The sequence below is a fragment of the Streptomyces panaciradicis genome, from assembly GCF_023516615.1.
Taxonomy (GTDB): Bacteria; Actinomycetota; Actinomycetes; order Streptomycetales; family Streptomycetaceae; genus Streptomyces; species Streptomyces panaciradicis.
Map to the genome: position 1 here is coordinate 21,408 of NZ_JAMGBF010000052.1, position 17,628 is coordinate 39,035.

A 17,628-nucleotide genomic window follows, 5' to 3' on the forward strand; every position below is an offset into this window, starting at 1 on the left:
CGCACAGGTCCGTCGTTCATCATGCGTACGCGCCGACACATTCGCGCACTGAGAGGGGGAGGCAGCCAACGTGACCAACATTCCCGAGACCGGACGGACGCCACGCGTCCAGATCCGCCTCGTCGTCATCCAGATCCTCGTCCTCTCCCTGCTCGGCACCCTCGGCGGCCGCCTGTGGTACCTGCAGATCCGCGAGGGCGCCTCGTACCAGAAGGAAGCCTCCGGCAACCACGTCCAGCAGGTCGTCGAGCCCGCCGTGCGCGGCTCCATCCTGGACGCGCGCGGCGTACCGATCGCGGACAACGAGACCCGGCTCGTGGTCTCCGCCTCCCGCACCGACCTGCTGAAGATGAAGGACGACGGCAGGGCCGTCCTGACCAAGCTGGCCGGCGTCCTCGGCATGAAGCCAGCCGACGTCATGCAGAAGGTCCGGCTGTGCGACGCCAAGACCCCGCAGCCCTGCTGGAACGGCTCGCCGTACCAGCCGATCCCCATCACCGACGAGGCCACCCCGCGCCAGGCCCTGCAGATCCGCGAGCGCTCCGAGGACTTCCCCGGCATCACCGCCGAACCCGAGGCCGTGCGCCGCTACCCGGCCCCCGGCAAGGCCAACACCGCCCAGGTCCTCGGCTACCTCTCCCCGGTCACCGACGACGAGATCCAGCAGGCCAAGGACACCGACTCGCCCTACCTGCGCTCCGACCAGGTCGGCCGCTCGGGTCTCGAGCGCCAGTACGACAAGGAACTGCGCGGCAAGGCCGGCGTCACCCGCTACGAGGTCGACAACCTCGGCCGCGTCATCGGCAAGGCCAAGTCCGACGCCGCCCAGCCCGGCGCGAACCTCGTCACCAGCATCGACTCCCGCGTCCAGCGCGTCGCCGAGTACGAGCTGGACAACGCGATGAAGATCGCCCGTACCCAGTTCGACAAGATCACCGGCGAGAACTACAAGGCCGACTCCGGCGCCGTCGTCGTCATGGAGGCCAAGACCGGCCGCATCGTCGCCATGGCGTCCGCCCCGACCTACGACCCGAACGTGTGGGTGGGCGGCATCTCCGCCAAGGACTACAAGGCGCTCACCGGCAAGAAGTCCGACTACCCGCTGCTGAACCGCGCCATACAGGGTCAGTCCGCGCCCGGTTCGACCTTCAAGGTGGTCTCCACGGCCGCCGCGGTCGAGGCCGGCTACGTGTGGGACGGCGGCTACCCCTGCACCAGCTCGTACTCCGTGGGCGGCCAGGTCTTCAAGAACTTCGAGGGCGAGAACTTCGGCCCGATCTCCCTGGGCCGCGCCCTGGAGGTCTCCTGCGACACCGTCTTCTACGGCCTCGCCGACCAGCAGTGGAAGAAGGACGGCGGCATCAACCCCAAGAAGGGCCAGCCGAAGGACTACTTCTACAAGGCCGCCCACCAGTTCGGCCTCGGCAAGGAGACCGGCGTCGACCTGCCGAACGAGGTCACCGGCCGCGTCCCCGACCGCCAGTGGAAGGAGTCCTACTGGAAGGCCAACAAGGACGCCTGGTGCAGGACCGGCAAGAAGGACGGCTCGTACGTCGAGAAGATCGCCTACGAGAACTGCCTCGAGGGCAACAAGATGCGCGAGGGTGACTCGATCAACTACTCCATCGGCCAGGGCGACACCCTCGTCACGCCGATCCAGGAGGCCATGATCTACGGCGCCCTCGCCAACGGCGGCACCGAGTACGTCCCCACCATCGGCAAGGCGGTCGTCAGCGCCGACGGCAGGACCGTCCAGGAGATCAAGCCGAAGGTCAGGGCCAAGCTGCCGGTCAGCCAGGCCACCCTCAAGGGCATGGACAAGGCCCTGGCCGGCGTCATCACCAGCGGTACCGCCGCCTGGAAGTTCGGCGGCTGGCCGCAGGACAAGATCGAACTGCACGCCAAGACCGGTACCGCCGAGGTCTACGGCAAGCAGACCACCTCGTGGCTCGCCACGTACTCCAAGGACTACACGGTCGTCATGACCATCGCCCAGGCCGGTACGGGTTCCGGCGCCTCCGGTGAGGCCGTGCGCAACATCTACAGCGCGATGTACGGCGTGCAGCCCGACGGCTCCATCGACAAGAAGAAGGCACTGCTGCCCACCCCGCAGAAGGGGCTGCCGAAGATCCAGACGGACGGCACCATCGCCTCCCCGAAGGTCGCCAAGGACCCCGTCAAGGACCTGCAGAAGGCCGACAAGCAGGACCCCACGTCCCCGGACGGCACCCAGCCCGGCGCGACCACCGCCTCGCCCACCGCGACCAACCGCACCACGCGCCGCAGGCAGCGCGGAAGGGGAAGCCGGAGGATGCTCACATGACCGGTGCCAACAGCTTCTCCGTCTCCGGGTACGGGCCCGAGCGGGCCGGCTGGACGCGGATCTTCGCCCGCGACTCGGTCGCCCGCCGCCTGGACTGGCCGATGCTCCTGTCGGGCCTCGCCCTGTCCGGCCTCGGCTCGCTCCTGGTCTTCTCCGCGACCCGCAACCGCACGGAGATCAACCAGGGCGACCCGTACTACTTCCTGATCCGCCACGTCATGAACACCGGCATCGGGCTCGCCCTGATGATCGGCGTGGTCTGGCTCGGCCACCGCACCCTGCGCACGGCCGTCCCGATCCTCTACGGCGTCTCCCTGTTCGGGGTGCTGCTGGTCCTCACCCCGCTCGGCGCCACCATCAACGGCAGCCGCAACTGGATCGTCTTCGGCGGCGGGTTCTCCCTGCAGCCCGCCGAGTTCGTGAAGATCACGATCATCCTGGGCATGGCGATGCTGCTGTCGGCCCGGGTCGACGCGGGCGACAAGAAGTACCCCGACCACCGCACGGTCCTGCAGGCCCTCGGACTGGCCGCCGTACCCATCCTGATCGTGCTGCTCATGCCCGACCTCGGCACCGTCCTGGTCCTGGTGACGATCATCCTGGGCGTGCTGCTCGCCTCCGGCGCCTCCAACCGCTGGATCTTCGGCATGATCACGGCCGGCGTCGTCGGCTGCATCGCCATCTGGCAGCTGCACATCCTGGACGAGTACCAGATCGCCCGCTTCGCGGCCTTCGCGAACCCCAGCCTCGACCCGGCCGGCGTCGGCTACAACACCAACCAGGCCCGCATCGCGATCGGTTCGGGCGGCCTGACCGGGGCCGGCCTCTTCCACGGCTCGCAGACCACCGGCCAGTTCGTGCCCGAGCAGCAGACCGACTTCGTGTTCACCGTCGCGGGGGAGGAGCTCGGCTTCGTCGGCGCGGGCCTGATCATCCTCCTGCTCGGCGTGGTCCTGTGGCGCGCCTGCCGCATCGCCCGCGACTCCACGGAGCTCTACGGCACGATCGTCGCCGCCGGCATCGTCGCCTGGTTCGCGTTCCAGTCGTTCGAGAACATCGGCATGACCCTCGGGATCATGCCGGTCACCGGCCTGCCGCTGCCGTTCGTGTCCTACGGCGGCTCCTCGATGTTCGCGGTGTGGATGGCCGTGGGCCTGCTGCAGTCGATCAAGGTCCAACGACCGATGTCCGCCTGATCGCAGGCCCGATCGGCCCTGCCGTCCGGACCCGGATCCCACTAGATTCGGGTCATGGCGGACACCAAACGCGAGATCGAGCGCAAGTACGAGTCGGACGACAGCGGGCTGCCCGACCTGACCGGCGTCGCGGGTGTCGACGCCGTGGTCGACAAGGGCGTCGCTCACCTGGACGCCACCTACTACGACACCGCGGACGAGCGCCTCGCCGCCGCCTCGATCACGCTGCGCCGCCGCACCGGCGGCGCGGACGCCGGCTGGCACCTGAAGTTCCCCGTCGCCCCGAACGTCCGCGACGAGATCCGCGCCCCGCTCTCCGACACCCTCCCGCCCGTCCTCGCCGGCCTGATCCGCTCCCGGGTCCGGGACGCCGAGGTGCTGCCCGTGGTCCGGCTGCGCTCCGACCGCGACGTCAGCGAACTCGTCGACGCCACCGGCCGCGTCCTGGCCGAGGTCAGCGTGGACGCGGTGCACGCCGAACGGCTCACCGGCGCCGGCGGCACCGCCCAGTGGACGGAACTGGAGGTGGAACTCGCCGACGACGGCGACCCGGCCTTCCTCGAGAAGGTCGACAAACGACTGCGCAAGGCGGGCGTACGGCCCTCCGGGTCGGCCTCGAAGCTGGCCCGGGCGCTGACGGAGACGGCGCCGAAGAAGAAGCGCGGCAAAGGCACGCCGACGACGCCCCCGCCGGTGAGCGCAGGCGACCATGTCCTCGCCTACGTCCGCGAGCAGCGGGACACGATCGTCGCCCTCGACCCGGCGGTACGCAGGGACGTCTACGACGCCCTGCACCGCATGCGCGTGGCCACCCGCCGCATGCGCAGCGCCTTCCGCAGCTACGCGAAGGTCCTCGACCGCGCCGTCACCGACCCCGTCGGCGAGGAACTGAAGTGGCTGGCCGGCGAACTCGGGGTGGGACGCGACAGCGAGGTCCTCGCCGAGCGCCTGACGGCGTCCCTCGACGGACTGCCCCGGACGCTGGTCACCGGCCCCGTCCGCGGCCGGCTGCGGAGGTGGGCGACGGACCGCCGCGGCGGCTCACGCCGCCGGCTGACCGGCGTACTGGACTCCGCGCGGTACCTGGCCCTGCTCGACACCCTGGACGCGCTGGTCGACGAGCCGCCCCTGCTGAAGGCTGCCGGGGGCACACCGGAGAAGGTGATCGCCAGAGCCGTACGCAAGGACTTCGGGAAGCTGGCGGAGACGGTGGAAGCGGCCCTGGCCCTCGACCCCGGCACCGAACGCGATCTGGCGCTGCACGAGGCCCGCAAGAAGGCCAAGCGGGCCCGGTACTCGGCGGAGGCCGCCGTCGGAGCCCTCGGCGACCGCGCGTCCACCCTGGTCAAGTCCATGAAGTCGGTCCAGACCCTGCTCGGCGACCACCAGGACAGCGTCATGGCCCGCCAGACGCTGCGCGAGCTGTCCGCGGTGGCGCACGCGGCGGGGGAGAGCGCGTTCACGTACGGGGTGCTCTACGGGCGCGAGGAGCAGCGGGCGGCGGCCGCGGAGGGGGCGCTGCCCGTCGCCTGGCGGGGGATCACGGAGGCCACGGACATCTGAGGGCCGGCCGCGGACGGCGGGCCCGGCCGGTGCGGGCGTCCGGGCGGTCGGGGAAGGGCCGGGGCCGCGTTAGTCTTGATGGTCACCCCTGTCCGTTGGATCCATCCCACGAAGGTTCGCGAGATGCCTGCCGAAGTCGCTGCGTCGGTGTTCCCGCAGCTCGAAGCTCTGCTCCCCCATGTGCAGAAGCCGATCCAGTACGTCGGCGGAGAGCTCAACTCCACGGTCAAGCCGTGGGAGTCCTGCGACGTCCGCTGGGCGCTGATGTACCCGGACGCCTACGAGGTCGGCCTGCCCAACCAGGGCGTCATGATCCTCTACGAGGTCCTCAACGAGCAGGAGGGCGTCCTCGCCGAGCGCACGTACAGCGTGTGGCCGGACCTGGAGGCGCTGATGCGGGAGCACGGCGTCCCGCAGTTCACGGTGGACAGCCACCGCCCGGTGAAGGCGTTCGACGTGTTCGGCCTGTCCTTCTCCACCGAGCTCGGCTACACGAACATGCTCACCGCGCTGGACCTGGCGGGCATCCCGCTGGAGTCGAAGGACCGCGGCCTGGACGACCCGATCGTCCTCGCGGGCGGCCACGCGGCGTTCAACCCGGAACCCATCGCGGACTTCATCGACGCGGCGATCATCGGCGACGGCGAGCAGGCCGTGCTGGACATGACGCGGATCATCAAGGAGTGGAAGGCCGAGGGCCGCCCCGGCGGCCGCGAGGAGGTCCTCTTCCGCCTCGCGAAGACCGGCGGGGTCTACATCCCCGCCTTCTACGACGTCGAGTACCTCCCCGACGGCCGTATCGCCCGCGTGGTCCCCAACAAGTCGGGCGTCCCGTGGCGCGTGTCCAAGCACACCGTCATGGACCTCGACGAATGGCCCTACCCCAAGCAGCCGCTGGTCCCGCTCGCCGAGACCGTCCACGAGCGGATGTCGGTGGAGATCTTCCGCGGCTGCACGCGCGGCTGCCGCTTCTGCCAGGCCGGCATGATCACCCGCCCGGTGCGTGAGCGCTCCATCACCGGCATCGGCGAGATGGTCGACAAGGGCCTGAAGGCGACGGGCTTCGAGGAGGTCGGCCTCCTCTCGCTGTCCTCGGCGGACCACAGCGAGATCGGCGACATCGCCAAGGGCCTCGCGGACCGCTACGAGGAAGACAAGATCGGCCTCTCGCTCCCCTCGACCCGCGTCGACGCCTTCAACGTCGACCTCGCGAACGAGCTCACGCGCAACGGCCGCCGCTCGGGCCTCACCTTCGCCCCCGAGGGCGGCTCGGAGCGCATGCGCAAGGTCATCAACAAGATGGTGTCCGAGGAGGACCTCATCCGCACCGTCGCCACCGCCTACGGCAACGGCTGGCGCCAGGTGAAGCTTTACTTCATGTGCGGCCTGCCGACGGAGACGGACGAGGACGTCCTGCAGATCGCCGACATGGCGATGAACGTGATCGCCAAGGGCCGCGAGGTCTCCCGCTCCAACGACATCCGCTGCACGGTCTCGATCGGCGGGTTCGTCCCCAAGCCGCACACCCCCTTCCAGTGGGCCCCGCAGCTCTCCGCCGAGGAGACGGACGCCCGTCTGGAGAAGCTCCGCGACAAGATCCGCGGCGACAAGAAGTACGGCCGCTCGATCGGCTTCCGCTACCACGACGGCAAGCCCGGCATCGTCGAGGGCCTGCTCTCCCGCGGCGACCGCCGGATCGGCGCCGTCATCCGCGCCGTCTACGAGGACGGCGGCCGCTTCGACGGCTGGCGCGAGCACTTCTCCTACGACCGCTGGATGGCCTGCGCCGACAAGGCCCTGGCGCCCCTCGGCGTGGACGTCGACTGGTACACCACCCGCGAGCGCGCCTACGAGGAGGTCCTCCCCTGGGACCACCTCGACTCGGGCCTGGACAAGGACTGGCTCTGGGAGGACTGGCAGGACGCCCTCGACGAGACAGAGGTCGAGGACTGCCGCTGGACCCCGTGCTTCGACTGCGGGGTGTGCCCGCAGATGGACACCCACATCCAGGTCGGACCCACCGGGAAGAAGCTGCTGCCGCTCACGGTCAAGAACGCCGGTCCGGCGCCGGCTTCGAGTGGGCACACGCACTGAGGTGAGCGAGGACGAGGTGGACACGGCCCCGCCGGGTCGGTCGTACGGCCCGGCAGCCACCTCAGGACGGCAGGATGTTTCGGCCATACCATGACAGGGCCGTCGCCACCGGGATCTTCGTCTTTCACATGGCCCTCTGCGCGGGTACGGCTGTTCCGGCGCGCTGGACGGGTTACCGTCTGCTGACGGCCGCCATGAACGGAGAGCGCGATGGTGGAGGACCTGGGAGGTGAAGGGCGGCCGTGGCCCGCGGCCGGGCCGGGGCTCTGGTCGCGCGTCGTCGAGCAGCTGGGCACCGCCCTGATGGTGGTGGATCCGGCCGGGCGGATCCTCGCCGTCAACCCGGAGACCGAACGCCTGCTGGACCGGCCCGCGCACGCGATGCGCGGGATGGACGCCCACGAGCTGCTGCACCGGGACCCGGACGGGGGCACGCTGCCGCGCAAGCAGTGTGCGCTGCTTCAGTCGCTGGCCGCGGGGGTCGCCGCACGCGGGGAGGGCGACAGCTATCTGCGCGGTGACGGGCGCCTGGTCACGATCTCCTGGTCCGCTTCTCCGCTGCTGGCCGACGGCTCCCTCGAGGGCTTGGTCCTGCTCTTCACCGACGTACAGGGCGACCACGGCGCACGCCGTGAACGTGCGGCCTACACGAGTGCTCTGGAGAACCTCAACGAGCGGCTGACGCTGGTCGCGGAGATCACCGACGTGCTGGGGCAGACCCTGGAGACCGACGAGGCCCTGGCCCGGCTGGGCCGCCTGCTGGTCCCTCGCCTCGCCGACTGGGCGGCAGTGGATTTCCGGACCGGTTCCGACCAGGTCCACCGGGTGACGGTGTCGGGACCGACGGGCCGGGAGGCCAAGCTGGAGGGCGGGCGCGAGCGCCTGCCCGAGCCGGCTGAGGCGGACGGCTCGCCTCTGGTCCAGGTGCTGAACGGCGGATCCCCCGTTCTGTGGCACGAGCAGGACGACACGCAGAGGCGGGACACCCGGACGTACGACACCCAGGCGGGGGCCCTGTCCGGCTCCCCCTTGGCCGCCCTCCACAACGACTTCCTGCGGACGGTGCACGCGACGTCCTTCATCACGGTGCCGCTGGGCTCCAGACGGCCGGTCACCGGCGCCCTGACGTTGGTCCGCACCGACGCGGCGCACCCCTTCGACACCGCCGACCTGGGCGTGGTGAGCGACATCGGCCGCCGCGTCGGCCTGGTCGTCGACAACGCCCGCCGGTACGGGCGCCAGCGCGCCGTCGCCGAGGCGATGCAGCGCAACCTGCTCGCCCCGCTGCCCCAGCCGGGCCGGCTGCGACTGGCCGCCCGCTACCAGCCCGCCCCGGTCGGCTCCCAGGTCGGCGGCGACTGGTACGACGCTTTCGAGCTGAAGGACGGCGCGCTCGCGCTGGTCATCGGTGACGTCGTGGGCCACGACCTGACCGCGGCGGCCGGGATGGCCCAACTCCACGGCATCCTGCGGTCCCTGGCCTGGGACCGCAGGATGCCGCCCGGCGCCGTCGTCGACCGCCTCGACGACGCCATGCCCGCCATCACCACCGTCCCGATGGCCACCCTCGTCCTCGCCCGGATCGAAGGCGACCCGCACACCGGCCCCTGGACCCTGCGGTGGACCAGCGCCGGACATCCGCCGCCCCTCCTCCTGGTCCCCGGCGGACAGGCGCGGTACCTCGAAGCCGGACAGGGACTCGTCCTCGGCGCCCCCGCGACCGCCGGCGCGGGCAGGCCGAACGCCACGCTGCCCCTGCCGCCGGGCTCCACCCTCCTGCTCTACACCGACGGCCTGATCGAGATCCCCGGCAGCGACCTCGACTCCGGTCTGGTCCTGTTGCGCCACCACGCCCTCGCGCTCGCCGACGCGCCGCTGGACACGCTGTGCGACGAGCTGCTCGCGCGTATGCCCCCCGGCAGTACGGACGACGTGGCCCTCATGGCTCTGCGACTGCCGACGCCGTGACCGGGGCGAGCGCCGGGGCCCGAGGAACGTCGCGGGGCCCTGGTGCACGCGGTCGCCTCAGGTGTCACTCGGCACCGCCGGAACAAGCCATGTGCCCGGCTGCCCCGCCGTCGGGCCCCGCCGCCCGTGTGCGCGGCAGTAGGCTGGAAAGACGGCCGCCCGTGCCCCCGGCCCTCTCCGTGCACCACCGTCCCGCGCAACAGAGGCCCTGCGCGAAGCCGAAGCCACTCTCCCGAGGAGATGGGCGCGCATGAGCGATCTGTTCGAAGAGTGCCGCGTGGTCCGGGCCGGTGCCGAGCCGGACGAGACGACCGCGCCGGCCTTCGCGCGCGATCTGGAGGCCGCCCGCCGCTCCGGCTGCCCGCCGTTCCTCGTCGTCGACCCGCGCGGTGGGACGTTCGGCCCCCGCGACGCCTGGCGGGGCATCCCGGCCGGCATCGCGGTGCCGGGCGGCACGGAGTCCGGCCCGTGGCAGAATCGGGCACCGTGATCAGCGACGGCATGGCCGAGGTCCTGCGTCGGCTGCACCTCGACGGGCCCGGTGATCCGACGCCGGCCTGGGCACGGGCCCTCGGGGCCGAGGGCGTCGCGCTGACCCTGCTCGTGGGCGCCGAGCGGACGCCGGAGCCACTGTGGTGTCACCCCGATCTGAGCGCGCGGTTCGAGGAGCTCCAGTTCACGCTGGGCGAGGGCCCGGGTCCGGAGGTCATCCACAACGGCCTGCCCGTCCTGGAGCCGGACCTGGACCGGGTGCGCCTCGAGCGCTGGCCCGCGTTGTTGCCCGCGGCGGCGAACATGGGTGTGCACGGCGTCTGCTGCTTCCCGCTCGGCCTCGGCGCCATCCGGGTCGGTGTGCTGACCGTGCTGTGCGACGGGGAGCGGCGGATGGGCGCGCAGCAGTACGCGGACGCTGGTGCCCTCGCGGCGGCGCTGACCAGTGCGTTCCTGGGCGGGGACCTGCGCCGCGACGGAGACGGTTCGGCGCTCGACATTCCGGAGCCGCCGTCGGGCCTGCATCGCCCGGCCGTGCACCAGGCCACGGGCATGATCAGTGTCCAGCTCGGCGTGTCCATGCAGGAGGCGCTGCTGCGCCTGCGGGCCCACGCCTACGGCAGCGAACGCCCCCTCGGGGAAGTGGCCCAGGACGTGGTCGCCCGCCGGCTCCGTTTCCGCGACGAACCCACCGGCGACTGCACGGGCGACTCCACCGGCGACTTCACCGACGACTTCACGGACGACTTCGACGACGATGGAAGCGGGCCGCATTCGCCCGACGGAGGAAAGGGATGATCGGCATGGCCCGCGAACGACGTCTGGCCGAGATCTTCGTGGAGGTCGCTGACTCCCTCGTCGACGACTTCGACGTGATCGACCTGCTGCAACGGCTGTCCACACGCTGCGTCGAGCTGCTCGACGTGGCGGCGGCCGGCATCCTGCTCGCCGACGCGAACGGCGAACTGCAGATCATCGCCGCCTCGGACGAACACACCCGGCTGCTGGAGCTGTTCGCGCTCCAGCACGACCAGGGCCCGTGCGTGGAGTGCTACCGCACCGGCAACGCCCGCACCAACATCGACCTCACGCGCCCGGAGACGACCGTGGCCTGGCCACGCTTCGCCGCCCGCGCCCGCACGACCGGGTACGTGGCCACGCACGCGATCCCCCTGCGCCTGCGCAGCCGGGTCGTCGGCGCGCTCAACCTCTTCCAGACCAGGGCGCACCGACTCGGCGACGACGACATCGCGCTCGCCCGCGCCCTCGCCGACGTCGCCACCATCGCGATACTGCAGCAGCGCACGCTGGAGCAGTCGCACGTGGAGAACAGCCAGCTGGAGACCGCGCTGAGCAGCCGCATCCTGATCGAACAGGTCAAGGGCGTGCTGGCGGAGCGCTGGGACAGCTCCGTCGACGACGCCTTCGCCGCGTTCCGCGCGTACGCCCGCGCCCGTCACCTGCGTCTGTCGGAGTTCGCCGCGCAGATCATCTCGGGCGGCTTCGACACCGCGGACATCCCGCCACCGGCACCGGATCGTTCCGCGGACCGCCCCGGCTGACCGCTCTCACGCCCCGGTGCCGGTGTCGATGAGGATCTGCGCGGCCGGGGTGACGTTGTCGGCGCGTACCGCCGCGGCCATCGCGGCGCGTGCCGCCTCGGGCGTGGCGTGGGGCGGGACCACGAGGAGGGAGAAGTGGTCCGCCTCGCCCCGGGTGATGAGGACGGTGTCGTCACCGACCGGGAAGGAGTCGACGCGGACGACGCGGTCGCCGACGACCAGTCGCCTCGGCAGTTCGTCCCAGGCGTCGGTGTCCAGGCCGACCCGTGTGACCGGGCCCAGCAGGTCGGTCAGGGCGGTGATCAGTGCGGGCAGCTCGGCCGCGATGTCACGGGAGCGCGGCCACCACGCCCCATCGAGAACGCCCTGCCGGTCGGTTGTGGTCTCCAGCCGCACGACGGCCGTACCGGGCTCCACGGGCTGGGGGAGGGCGGCGTCCGGCGGGAGCGAGGTCACCCGGGGGGAATCGGATCCGGTGCCCATGGCGAGCCTCCCCCGATGGTGTCCGCCGCGGCCGCCATGAGCGGTTCCGCGGCCTCCTCGGTGGTGTCCGGGGGCACCACCAGCAGATCCCAGCGACCTCGGCCGGGGGCGAGCAGGACGACGGTGTGCGGGGCGGACGCGGCCACGTTCCTGCGCAGCCGTACGACCTGGTCGGCGACGAAGATCCGGCCGGGCCCGGCGGCCCAGGTCGCCCCGTTGACGGTGACGTTGGTGACATGACCCCACTCCCGGGGCAACCCGGCCAGCAGGCGCGGGAGTTCGGCGAGGAGGTCGTAGGAGCGCGGCCACCACGCCCCGTCGATGGACCGGGGCGGGCCGTCGGGGGCCAGGCGCAGGCGCAGGACAGGGTGTGAGGGGAGCGGGGGTTGCAGTGCGGCGGTCATGAGGGGCTCCTGTCGGCTGCCGTGCGGGAGTGGACGGTTGGCGTCAGACGCGGCGGGCCGCTATCCGGTCCGGGCTCGGCCAGCGCACGTCGTGCACCCAGCCGAGGCGTTCGAAGAGGCGGATGACGGCGGCGGACAGGTCGATCTGGCCGCGGTCGACTCCGTGCCGGGCGCTGGTGGGATCGGCGTGGTGGAGGTTGTGCCAGCTCTCACCGAAGGAGAGCAGGGCCAGCGGCCACAGGTTGGTGGCCCGGTCGTGACGGCGGGTGCGGAAGGGGCGCTCACCGATCAGGTGACAGAGGGAGTTGACGCTCCAGGTGACGTGGTGGAGCAGGGCGATGCGGACAAGTCCCGCCCACAGCAGGGCGGTCACGCCGTACAGCCAGCTGCCGCCGATGGCCCATCCCAGCCCGAAGGGCAGGGCGAGCGTGAGGACACTCAGCAGGGGGAAGGCGCGGGAGACGGCGCGGATGTCGCGGTCGGCGAGCAGGTCGGGGGCGTACCGGTCGGCGGGGGTGCCGTCGTTGCGGAACAGCCAGCCGACGTGGGCGTGCAGCGCCCCGCGCAACTGGCCGCGCAGGTGGGTGCCGTAGCGGTACGGCGAGTGCGGGTCGCCGGGGCGGTCGGTGAAGGCGTGGTGGCGGCGGTGGATGGCGACCCAGCCGATGACGTCGCCCTGGAAGCTCATCGAACCGGCCACGGCCAGTGCGATCCGTAGGGGGCGGACGGCCCGGTAGCCGCCGTGGGTGAGTCCGCGGTGGAAGCCGACCGTGACGCCGAGGCCCGTGATCGTGTAGAGGACGGCGGCGAGCACGATGTCGGTGGGGTGGATCAGGCTGCCCCACAGCAGCCAGCCGGCCAGGCCGAGGGCCACGAAGGGCAGGACGACGATCAGCCCGGTCACGGCCACGTACGCGCGGTCGGCGCCGGTGCGGGGCGGGGACGGTGCGTCCGCGGGGAAGGGGGAGGTGCCGTCGTAGCCCTGGGGCGGCGAGGCGGTGTCCGGCGGGGGCGCCGTGACGGACGTGATGGAGCTGGGTGACATGGCCGGGGCTCCTGCCCTCGATGAGGCCGCTCTGAAGGAGGTGCGGCCGGGGTCAAGGGCTGCCCCTGGGGTGGGTGGTGTGCTGAGGACGACGTGTCGGGTCCGCACGCCCCACCCTCGTACTCCTCACAGTACTCCTCGCGCCGGGGGGCACCCGGACGTCGCTGGTCAGCAGGCCCTGGTGGCAGGGCTTCGGAGTGCACCCGGACGGTGGTGGACCCCGCGCAGCGGTGTCACCGGTGGTCGGACCGGGGCTGGAAGGCGTGGAGGGTGTCCTGGCCCGGATGGACGATGCCGTAGCTGCTTTCGGGGACCTCGTTCCAGGCCCCGGGGAGGTCGCCCAGGGGTTCGGACACGACCAGGCGGGTTTCCTCCCCGACTTCGCGCAGGAACGCGGCGTCCGGGTGGAGGGCGCGCAGGGAGTCGACCCGGGTGCTGTAGTACAGGGACCGCGAGGAGCCCTCGCTGGAGTAGCGGAAGGCCCACAGGCGATCGCCGTCGGACACGGCGAGGGTCATCTGGAGCGGGTGCCGCACGCCGTGCTTGTGTCCCGTCTCCTCGACCAGGCCGGCCATGCGGGCCACGGCGTCCGGCGGGTCCTCGGTGAGACCGAAGGTCAGGGCCAGGTAGAACATCAGCTCCGAGTCGGTGGAGCCCTCGATGTCGGAGTACAGGGAGGGGTCGACGGCCAGCGCCAGGTCGCGGCGGAGCCGGGGGAAGTCGCTGATCACGCCGTTGTGCATCCACAGCCAGCGATCCCACCGGAAGGGGTGGCAGTTGGTCTGCTGCACGGCCGTTCCGGTCGTCGCCCTGATGTGGGCGAAGAACAGGCCCGAGCGGACGTGGTGGGCGACCTCCTGCAGGTTGCGGTTGTTCCAGGCGGGGCCCACGTCCCGGACGACCGCCGGGGTGGGGAGATCCGCCGCGTACCAGCCGACCCCGAAGCCGTCGCCGTTGGTGGTCTCCACGCCCAGGCGGGAGTGCAGACTCTGGTCGATCAGACTGTGCTGCGGCTCGAACAGGACGCGGCTGAGCAGGATGGGCGTGCCCGAGTAGGCGATCCAACGGCACATGTCCGCACCCACCTCCCTCTGACGGAGGATGGCGACATTCCTGCCACAAGTATGGACTTTCCCGGCAGGCGCGGCACGCGCGGCTCGGTCGTGGCCGGCCGTCCGTGGTCAGCCGGTGGTGGAGTGCAGGAACGGCGGGATCGGCCGGTGCAGGTCGGTGGCCTCGATGGTCAGGGTGTCGTGCGCGACGTCCGCCCCGTCGCTCATCGACACCTGAATGGTGTGCTTCTCGCCGGTCCGCCCGAGCCGCCCGGTGACCGTGACCTTGTGGCCCTCCACCGAGACCCGCAGGTCCGAGCCGGCGGACGCGGACGCGCTGACGACGTGCCGTGGCCCGGCGGGCCACACGCTCACGGACGAAGTGAACTCTTCTCCGGCCGTGACCTCGATCTGCGACGGAGTGAGGATCATGAAGCCCTTCAGGTGCCATGACCCGGTGCCTGGGGATGTGTGATTGCCGGTCATGTGGTCAGCGTGCGCCGCCGGCGCGGCCGGGTGCAGATGACGGTAGGCCCGTTCCCAGGGCCTGTCGCTGCCACGGTGGGGGCCGTTCGGCCCCAGGACCGCGTACGGACCGCATCCATCCGGGCCGCCTGCGCGTCTACGTCGGTATGGACCTGGAGAAATCCCCGCAGCCGCCCGGGCGGCAGGCACCGGAGGGGTGTCTCGCCGTGGCGATCCGCCTGCCGGTGCGGATCGTCGTGCTCGTGCTGGTCGTCCCGGTGCGCATGGTGTGGGACGCGCTGGTGGTGGCGGGCAGGTTCCTGACGGACACCGTCCTCAGGCCGGTCGGGCGGGCCCTGCTGTGGCTCGGGCGGGCGCTGTTCGTCTGGCCCCTCATAGGACTGTGGCGATACGTCGTCGTACCCGTCGGCAAGGGTCTCGGGCTGCTCGGCAAGGTGCTCGTCGTCATCCCGCTGACCTGGTTCCACCGGTCGGTGCTGACCCCCCTCGGACATGCCCTCCTCCGGGTGTACGCGCGGGTGCTCACCCCCGTCGCGCGGGGCGTGTGGTGGCTGTTCGCGGCCGTCGGGACCGGGGTGTACACCGGCCTCGCCTGGCTGGCGCGGTACCTCCTCGTCGTCCCCGCGGGCCGGCTGTACGCGTGGATTCTGACGCCGTTGGGACACGCGATCGCCGCGTGCGCCAGGGGACTGGCGTGGCTGGTGGGCACGGTCGCCACGGGCGTCGGCGTCGCGCTGTACTGGATCGCCCGCGTGGCGCTGGTGCTGCCCGCGCTCGCGCTGTGGCGCTGGGTCCTCGTCCCCGTCGGACGCGTCCTCGCCGTCGTCGCCCGCGAGGTCGGGGACGCCCTCGGGCACGCCTGGCGGGTGGCCGGGCGGATCTCGCTCGCCGTCGGACGCGCCCTCGCCGCCCTCTTCCGGCTGGTCTTCGTGGAACCGGTGCGGTGGGTGTACCGCACGGTGCTCACCCCCGTCGGCCATGCCGTCCGGGACGCCGTGCTGAGGCCCGCCGCGGCCCTCGCCCGCAGCGCGGGACGGGCGACCCGGGAGGCGCTGGCCGCCGCCCGGGAATCCGTACGGCAGGCGCGGGCGGACTTCCGCCGGATGCTGTTCGGGGAACCCGAACCGGCGGAGAGGATCGACCGGCGGGAACCCACGGGCCGCGAGACACGTACTCTTGGTAGAAGTACGACCGCTCTCACGAAGGACTGAACGACACTGGGCAAGCGACAGCCCGAAGGCCCGCCGCCCGCACCCGCGGTGCAGCGCATCCGACTGCGCTACACCAAGCGCGGCCGCCTCCGGTTCACCAGCCACCGTGACTTCCAGCGCGCCTTCGAGCGTGCGCTGCGCCGAGCCGAGGTGCCGATGGCGTACTCGGCGGGGTTCACGCCGCATCCGAAGGTGTCGTACGCCAATGCCGCACCCACCGGCACGGGCAGTGAGGCGGAGTACCTGGAGATCGCCCTCACCGAGGCGCGGGACCCGGAGAAACTCAGGGTCCTGCTCGACGAGTCGCTGCCCCCCGGGCTCGACATCGTCGACGCCGTCGAGGCCCGCACCTCCGGGCTCGCCGACCGGCTGACCGCCTCCGTGTGGGAGCTGCGCCTGGACGGCGTGGCGCCCGAGGAGGCCGAGCGCGCGGTCGCCGCCTTCAAGGCCGCCGGGACCGTGGAGGTCCAGCGGACGACGAAGAACGGCGTCCGGACGTTCGACGCCCGTTCCGCGGTCGCGGATCTCGACCTCCGGGCGGATCTCGAAACGCACAGTGATCCGGCTGATAGGCCGACCGACCAGCCCTGTGCGATACTGCGGCTGGTTGTTCGGCACGTGACGCCTGCCGTACGACCCGACGACGTCCTGTCCGGTCTCCGCGCCGTGGCCGACCTGGCGCCGCCGGTCCCCGCAGCGGTGACCAGGCTGGCGCAGGGGCTGTTCGATGAAGAGACCGGCACGGTGACCGACCCGCTCGCGCCCGACCGCGAGGCAGCTGAGGCCCCAACGGCCGCTGCCGCCGCGACGGCGCCGGCGTAAGGCGGTCCCGCGAAGGACGCACGTCGTAGCGCCGCCCTCGTACTCGGGAGCCACCTGGGTCGGGCAGCGCACCGACCAGAAGACTTTCGCCAGGCCGTACCCAACAGGGTGTACGGAACCGGCGAGACAGGACACAGAGAGCTCCCGTGCGGCGCCCGCGCCCCGGACGGCGGCACCGCGCAACGCGCGAGCCGCGGACGTCAACGGCGGTCGAGTCATCGACGCCGGACCAGGCGCGGAGCCCGGGAGCCTGACGGGAGACAAGCCCGCATGCTCGAACCGACCGAACCCACCGAGGGTTCCGAAGAACTGAACACTCCGAGCGACACCCTGCCGCCGCGTCGTCGGCGCCGTGCCGCTTCCCGCCCGGCGGGCCCGCCCTCCGGGGCCGAAGGGACGCCGGAGGAGGTCACCGCGCCCGCCGTACCGGCCGAGGGCGAGGACCTGGCCGTGGAGCCGCAGGAGCTCGACGAGGCCGAGGACGCCGAGGAGACGGCGGCCGCCGCACCGGCGCCCGTCGAGGAGCCCGCGCCCGCCGCCCGCACCCGTCGTCGTGCCACGCGCCGCGTGTCCGCGCCGACCGCCTCCCCGGCATCCGCCGAGGCGGCCGAGACGGTCGTGCCCGCCGCTGCCGCCGAGGTCTCCGAGGCTGCCGTGCACACCGACACCGAGCAGGCCGTCGTGACCGGCGAGGACGCCGCTCCGCCGCGTGCCCGCCGTCGCGCCACCCGCCGGGTCACCTCGCCGACCGCCACCGCGGAGGCCGCCGAGACCGTCGTGCCCGCCGTCGCCGAGAGCGAGATCACCGAGGAGCCCGCCGCCGTGGCCGAGACCCCCGCCGAGGAGGCCGCGCCCGCTCCCCGGACGCGCCGTCGTGCCACCCGGCGCGCCACCGCGCCCACCGGAGCCCCCGAGGCCGCCCCGGCG

At 72.0% G+C, this 17,628-nt stretch carries 15 protein-coding genes and 1 pseudogene; 11 read left to right on the forward strand and 5 right to left on the reverse strand.

From position 1 onward, the window contains the following. Positions 1 to 70: 70 nt before the first annotated feature. The 8 genes from mrdA (at position 71) to M8J74_RS19745 (ending at position 11,198) form a co-directional block, all read left to right on the forward strand. A complete protein-coding gene (gene mrdA / locus M8J74_RS19710) occupies positions 71 to 2,323 on the forward strand; it encodes a penicillin-binding protein 2 (protein WP_249837682.1) in 2,253 nt (750 codons plus the stop codon). Then, entirely contained in the window at positions 2,320 to 3,519 is a 1,200-nt protein-coding gene (gene rodA / locus M8J74_RS19715; RefSeq protein ID WP_249837683.1) for a rod shape-determining protein RodA, read from the forward strand. The genes mrdA and rodA overlap by 4 nt, the downstream gene beginning before the upstream one ends. Positions 3,520 to 3,573: 54 nt before the next feature. Further along, positions 3,574 to 5,082 carry a CYTH and CHAD domain-containing protein gene (locus M8J74_RS19720; RefSeq protein WP_249837684.1) on the forward strand — a complete coding sequence of 503 codons (1,509 nt, stop codon included), beginning with the start codon at positions 3,574 to 3,576 and terminating at the stop codon, positions 5,080 to 5,082. A 123-nt stretch (positions 5,083 to 5,205) separates the two neighbouring features. Further along, a complete protein-coding gene (locus M8J74_RS19725) occupies positions 5,206 to 7,176 on the forward strand; it encodes a TIGR03960 family B12-binding radical SAM protein (protein ID WP_058925312.1) in 1,971 nt (656 codons plus the stop codon). Positions 7,177 to 7,386: 210 nt separating this feature from the next. Beyond that, the gene (locus tag M8J74_RS19730) at positions 7,387 to 9,144 is read left to right on the forward strand and encodes a SpoIIE family protein phosphatase (protein WP_249837685.1); all 1,758 of its coding nucleotides are present in this window, start codon (positions 7,387 to 7,389) and stop codon (positions 9,142 to 9,144) included. Between the two features lie 250 nt (positions 9,145 to 9,394). Next, complete coding sequence (locus M8J74_RS19735) at positions 9,395 to 9,634, forward strand: hypothetical protein (protein ID WP_249837686.1); 240 nt, start codon at positions 9,395 to 9,397, stop codon at positions 9,632 to 9,634. Next, complete coding sequence (locus M8J74_RS19740) at positions 9,613 to 10,434, forward strand: ANTAR domain-containing protein (protein ID WP_249837687.1); 822 nt, start codon at positions 9,613 to 9,615, stop codon at positions 10,432 to 10,434. Before M8J74_RS19735 ends, M8J74_RS19740 begins: the two co-directional genes overlap by 22 nt. Next, entirely contained in the window at positions 10,431 to 11,198 is a 768-nt protein-coding gene (locus M8J74_RS19745) for a GAF domain-containing protein (RefSeq protein ID WP_249837688.1), read from the forward strand. The genes M8J74_RS19740 and M8J74_RS19745 overlap by 4 nt, the downstream gene beginning before the upstream one ends. Positions 11,199 to 11,204: 6 nt before the next feature. On the opposite strand, the gene M8J74_RS19750 is transcribed toward M8J74_RS19745, so the two are convergent. The 5 genes from M8J74_RS19750 to M8J74_RS19770 all read right to left on the reverse strand — a co-directional run bounded on the left by M8J74_RS19750 (position 11,205) and on the right by M8J74_RS19770 (position 14,668). Next, positions 11,205 to 11,681: a DUF5994 family protein gene (locus M8J74_RS19750; protein WP_249837689.1), complete on the reverse strand. Its 477-nt coding sequence runs from the start codon at positions 11,679 to 11,681 to the stop codon at positions 11,205 to 11,207. Then, positions 11,651 to 12,085: a DUF5994 family protein gene (locus tag M8J74_RS19755; protein WP_249837690.1), complete on the reverse strand. Its 435-nt coding sequence runs from the start codon at positions 12,083 to 12,085 to the stop codon at positions 11,651 to 11,653. The genes M8J74_RS19750 and M8J74_RS19755 overlap by 31 nt, the downstream gene beginning before the upstream one ends. A 43-nt stretch (positions 12,086 to 12,128) precedes the next feature. Next, the gene (locus M8J74_RS19760; protein ID WP_249837691.1) at positions 12,129 to 13,130 is read right to left on the reverse strand and encodes an acyl-CoA desaturase; all 1,002 of its coding nucleotides are present in this window, start codon (positions 13,128 to 13,130) and stop codon (positions 12,129 to 12,131) included. 233 nt (positions 13,131 to 13,363) lie between these two features. Continuing rightward, complete coding sequence (locus tag M8J74_RS19765; RefSeq protein ID WP_249837692.1) at positions 13,364 to 14,203, reverse strand: class II glutamine amidotransferase; 840 nt, start codon at positions 14,201 to 14,203, stop codon at positions 13,364 to 13,366. Positions 14,204 to 14,311: 108 nt separating this feature from the next. Continuing rightward, positions 14,312 to 14,668 (reverse strand): hypothetical protein, encoded by a 357-nt coding sequence (locus M8J74_RS19770; RefSeq protein WP_249837693.1) that lies wholly within the window; start codon positions 14,666 to 14,668, stop codon positions 14,312 to 14,314. Positions 14,669 to 14,814: 146 nt separating this feature from the next. Between M8J74_RS19770 and M8J74_RS19775 the strand changes: the two genes are divergently transcribed. From M8J74_RS19775 to M8J74_RS19785, 3 genes and pseudogenes are all read left to right on the forward strand, one after another. After that, positions 14,815 to 15,879 carry a hypothetical protein gene (locus tag M8J74_RS19775; RefSeq protein ID WP_249837694.1) on the forward strand — a complete coding sequence of 355 codons (1,065 nt, stop codon included), beginning with the start codon at positions 14,815 to 14,817 and terminating at the stop codon, positions 15,877 to 15,879. Positions 15,880 to 15,927: 48 nt separating this feature from the next. Further along, positions 15,928 to 16,701, forward strand: a complete 774-nt coding sequence (locus M8J74_RS19780) for a TIGR03936 family radical SAM-associated protein (protein ID WP_249837695.1) — start codon at positions 15,928 to 15,930, stop codon at positions 16,699 to 16,701. 270 nt (positions 16,702 to 16,971) lie between these two features. Continuing rightward, positions 16,972 to 17,628 (forward strand): annotated as a pseudogene (locus M8J74_RS19785) (Rne/Rng family ribonuclease); the annotation flags it as partial.

Bases quoted from the DNA above. Each gene is read 5' to 3' on its own strand.
- M8J74_RS19775 (WP_249837694.1), top strand. From the start codon at position 14,815: ATGGACCTGGAGAAATCCCCGCAGCCGCCCGGGCGGCAGGCACCGGAG.
- M8J74_RS19745 (WP_249837688.1), top strand. From the start codon at position 10,431: ATGATCGGCATGGCCCGCGAACGACGTCTGGCCGAGATCTTCGTGGAG.
- M8J74_RS19760 (WP_249837691.1), bottom strand. From the start codon at position 13,130: ATGTCACCCAGCTCCATCACGTCCGTCACGGCGCCCCCGCCGGACACC.
- M8J74_RS19720 (WP_249837684.1), top strand. From the start codon at position 3,574: ATGGCGGACACCAAACGCGAGATCGAGCGCAAGTACGAGTCGGACGAC.
- M8J74_RS19770 (WP_249837693.1), bottom strand. From the start codon at position 14,668: ATGACCGGCAATCACACATCCCCAGGCACCGGGTCATGGCACCTGAAG.
- M8J74_RS19750 (WP_249837689.1), bottom strand. From the start codon at position 11,681: ATGGGCACCGGATCCGATTCCCCCCGGGTGACCTCGCTCCCGCCGGAC.
- M8J74_RS19765 (WP_249837692.1), bottom strand. From the start codon at position 14,203: ATGTGCCGTTGGATCGCCTACTCGGGCACGCCCATCCTGCTCAGCCGC.
- M8J74_RS19730 (WP_249837685.1), top strand. From the start codon at position 7,387: ATGGTGGAGGACCTGGGAGGTGAAGGGCGGCCGTGGCCCGCGGCCGGG.
- M8J74_RS19725 (WP_058925312.1), top strand. From the start codon at position 5,206: ATGCCTGCCGAAGTCGCTGCGTCGGTGTTCCCGCAGCTCGAAGCTCTG.
- M8J74_RS19735 (WP_249837686.1), top strand. From the start codon at position 9,395: ATGAGCGATCTGTTCGAAGAGTGCCGCGTGGTCCGGGCCGGTGCCGAG.
- M8J74_RS19755 (WP_249837690.1), bottom strand. From the start codon at position 12,085: ATGACCGCCGCACTGCAACCCCCGCTCCCCTCACACCCTGTCCTGCGC.
- rodA (WP_249837683.1), top strand. From the start codon at position 2,320: ATGACCGGTGCCAACAGCTTCTCCGTCTCCGGGTACGGGCCCGAGCGG.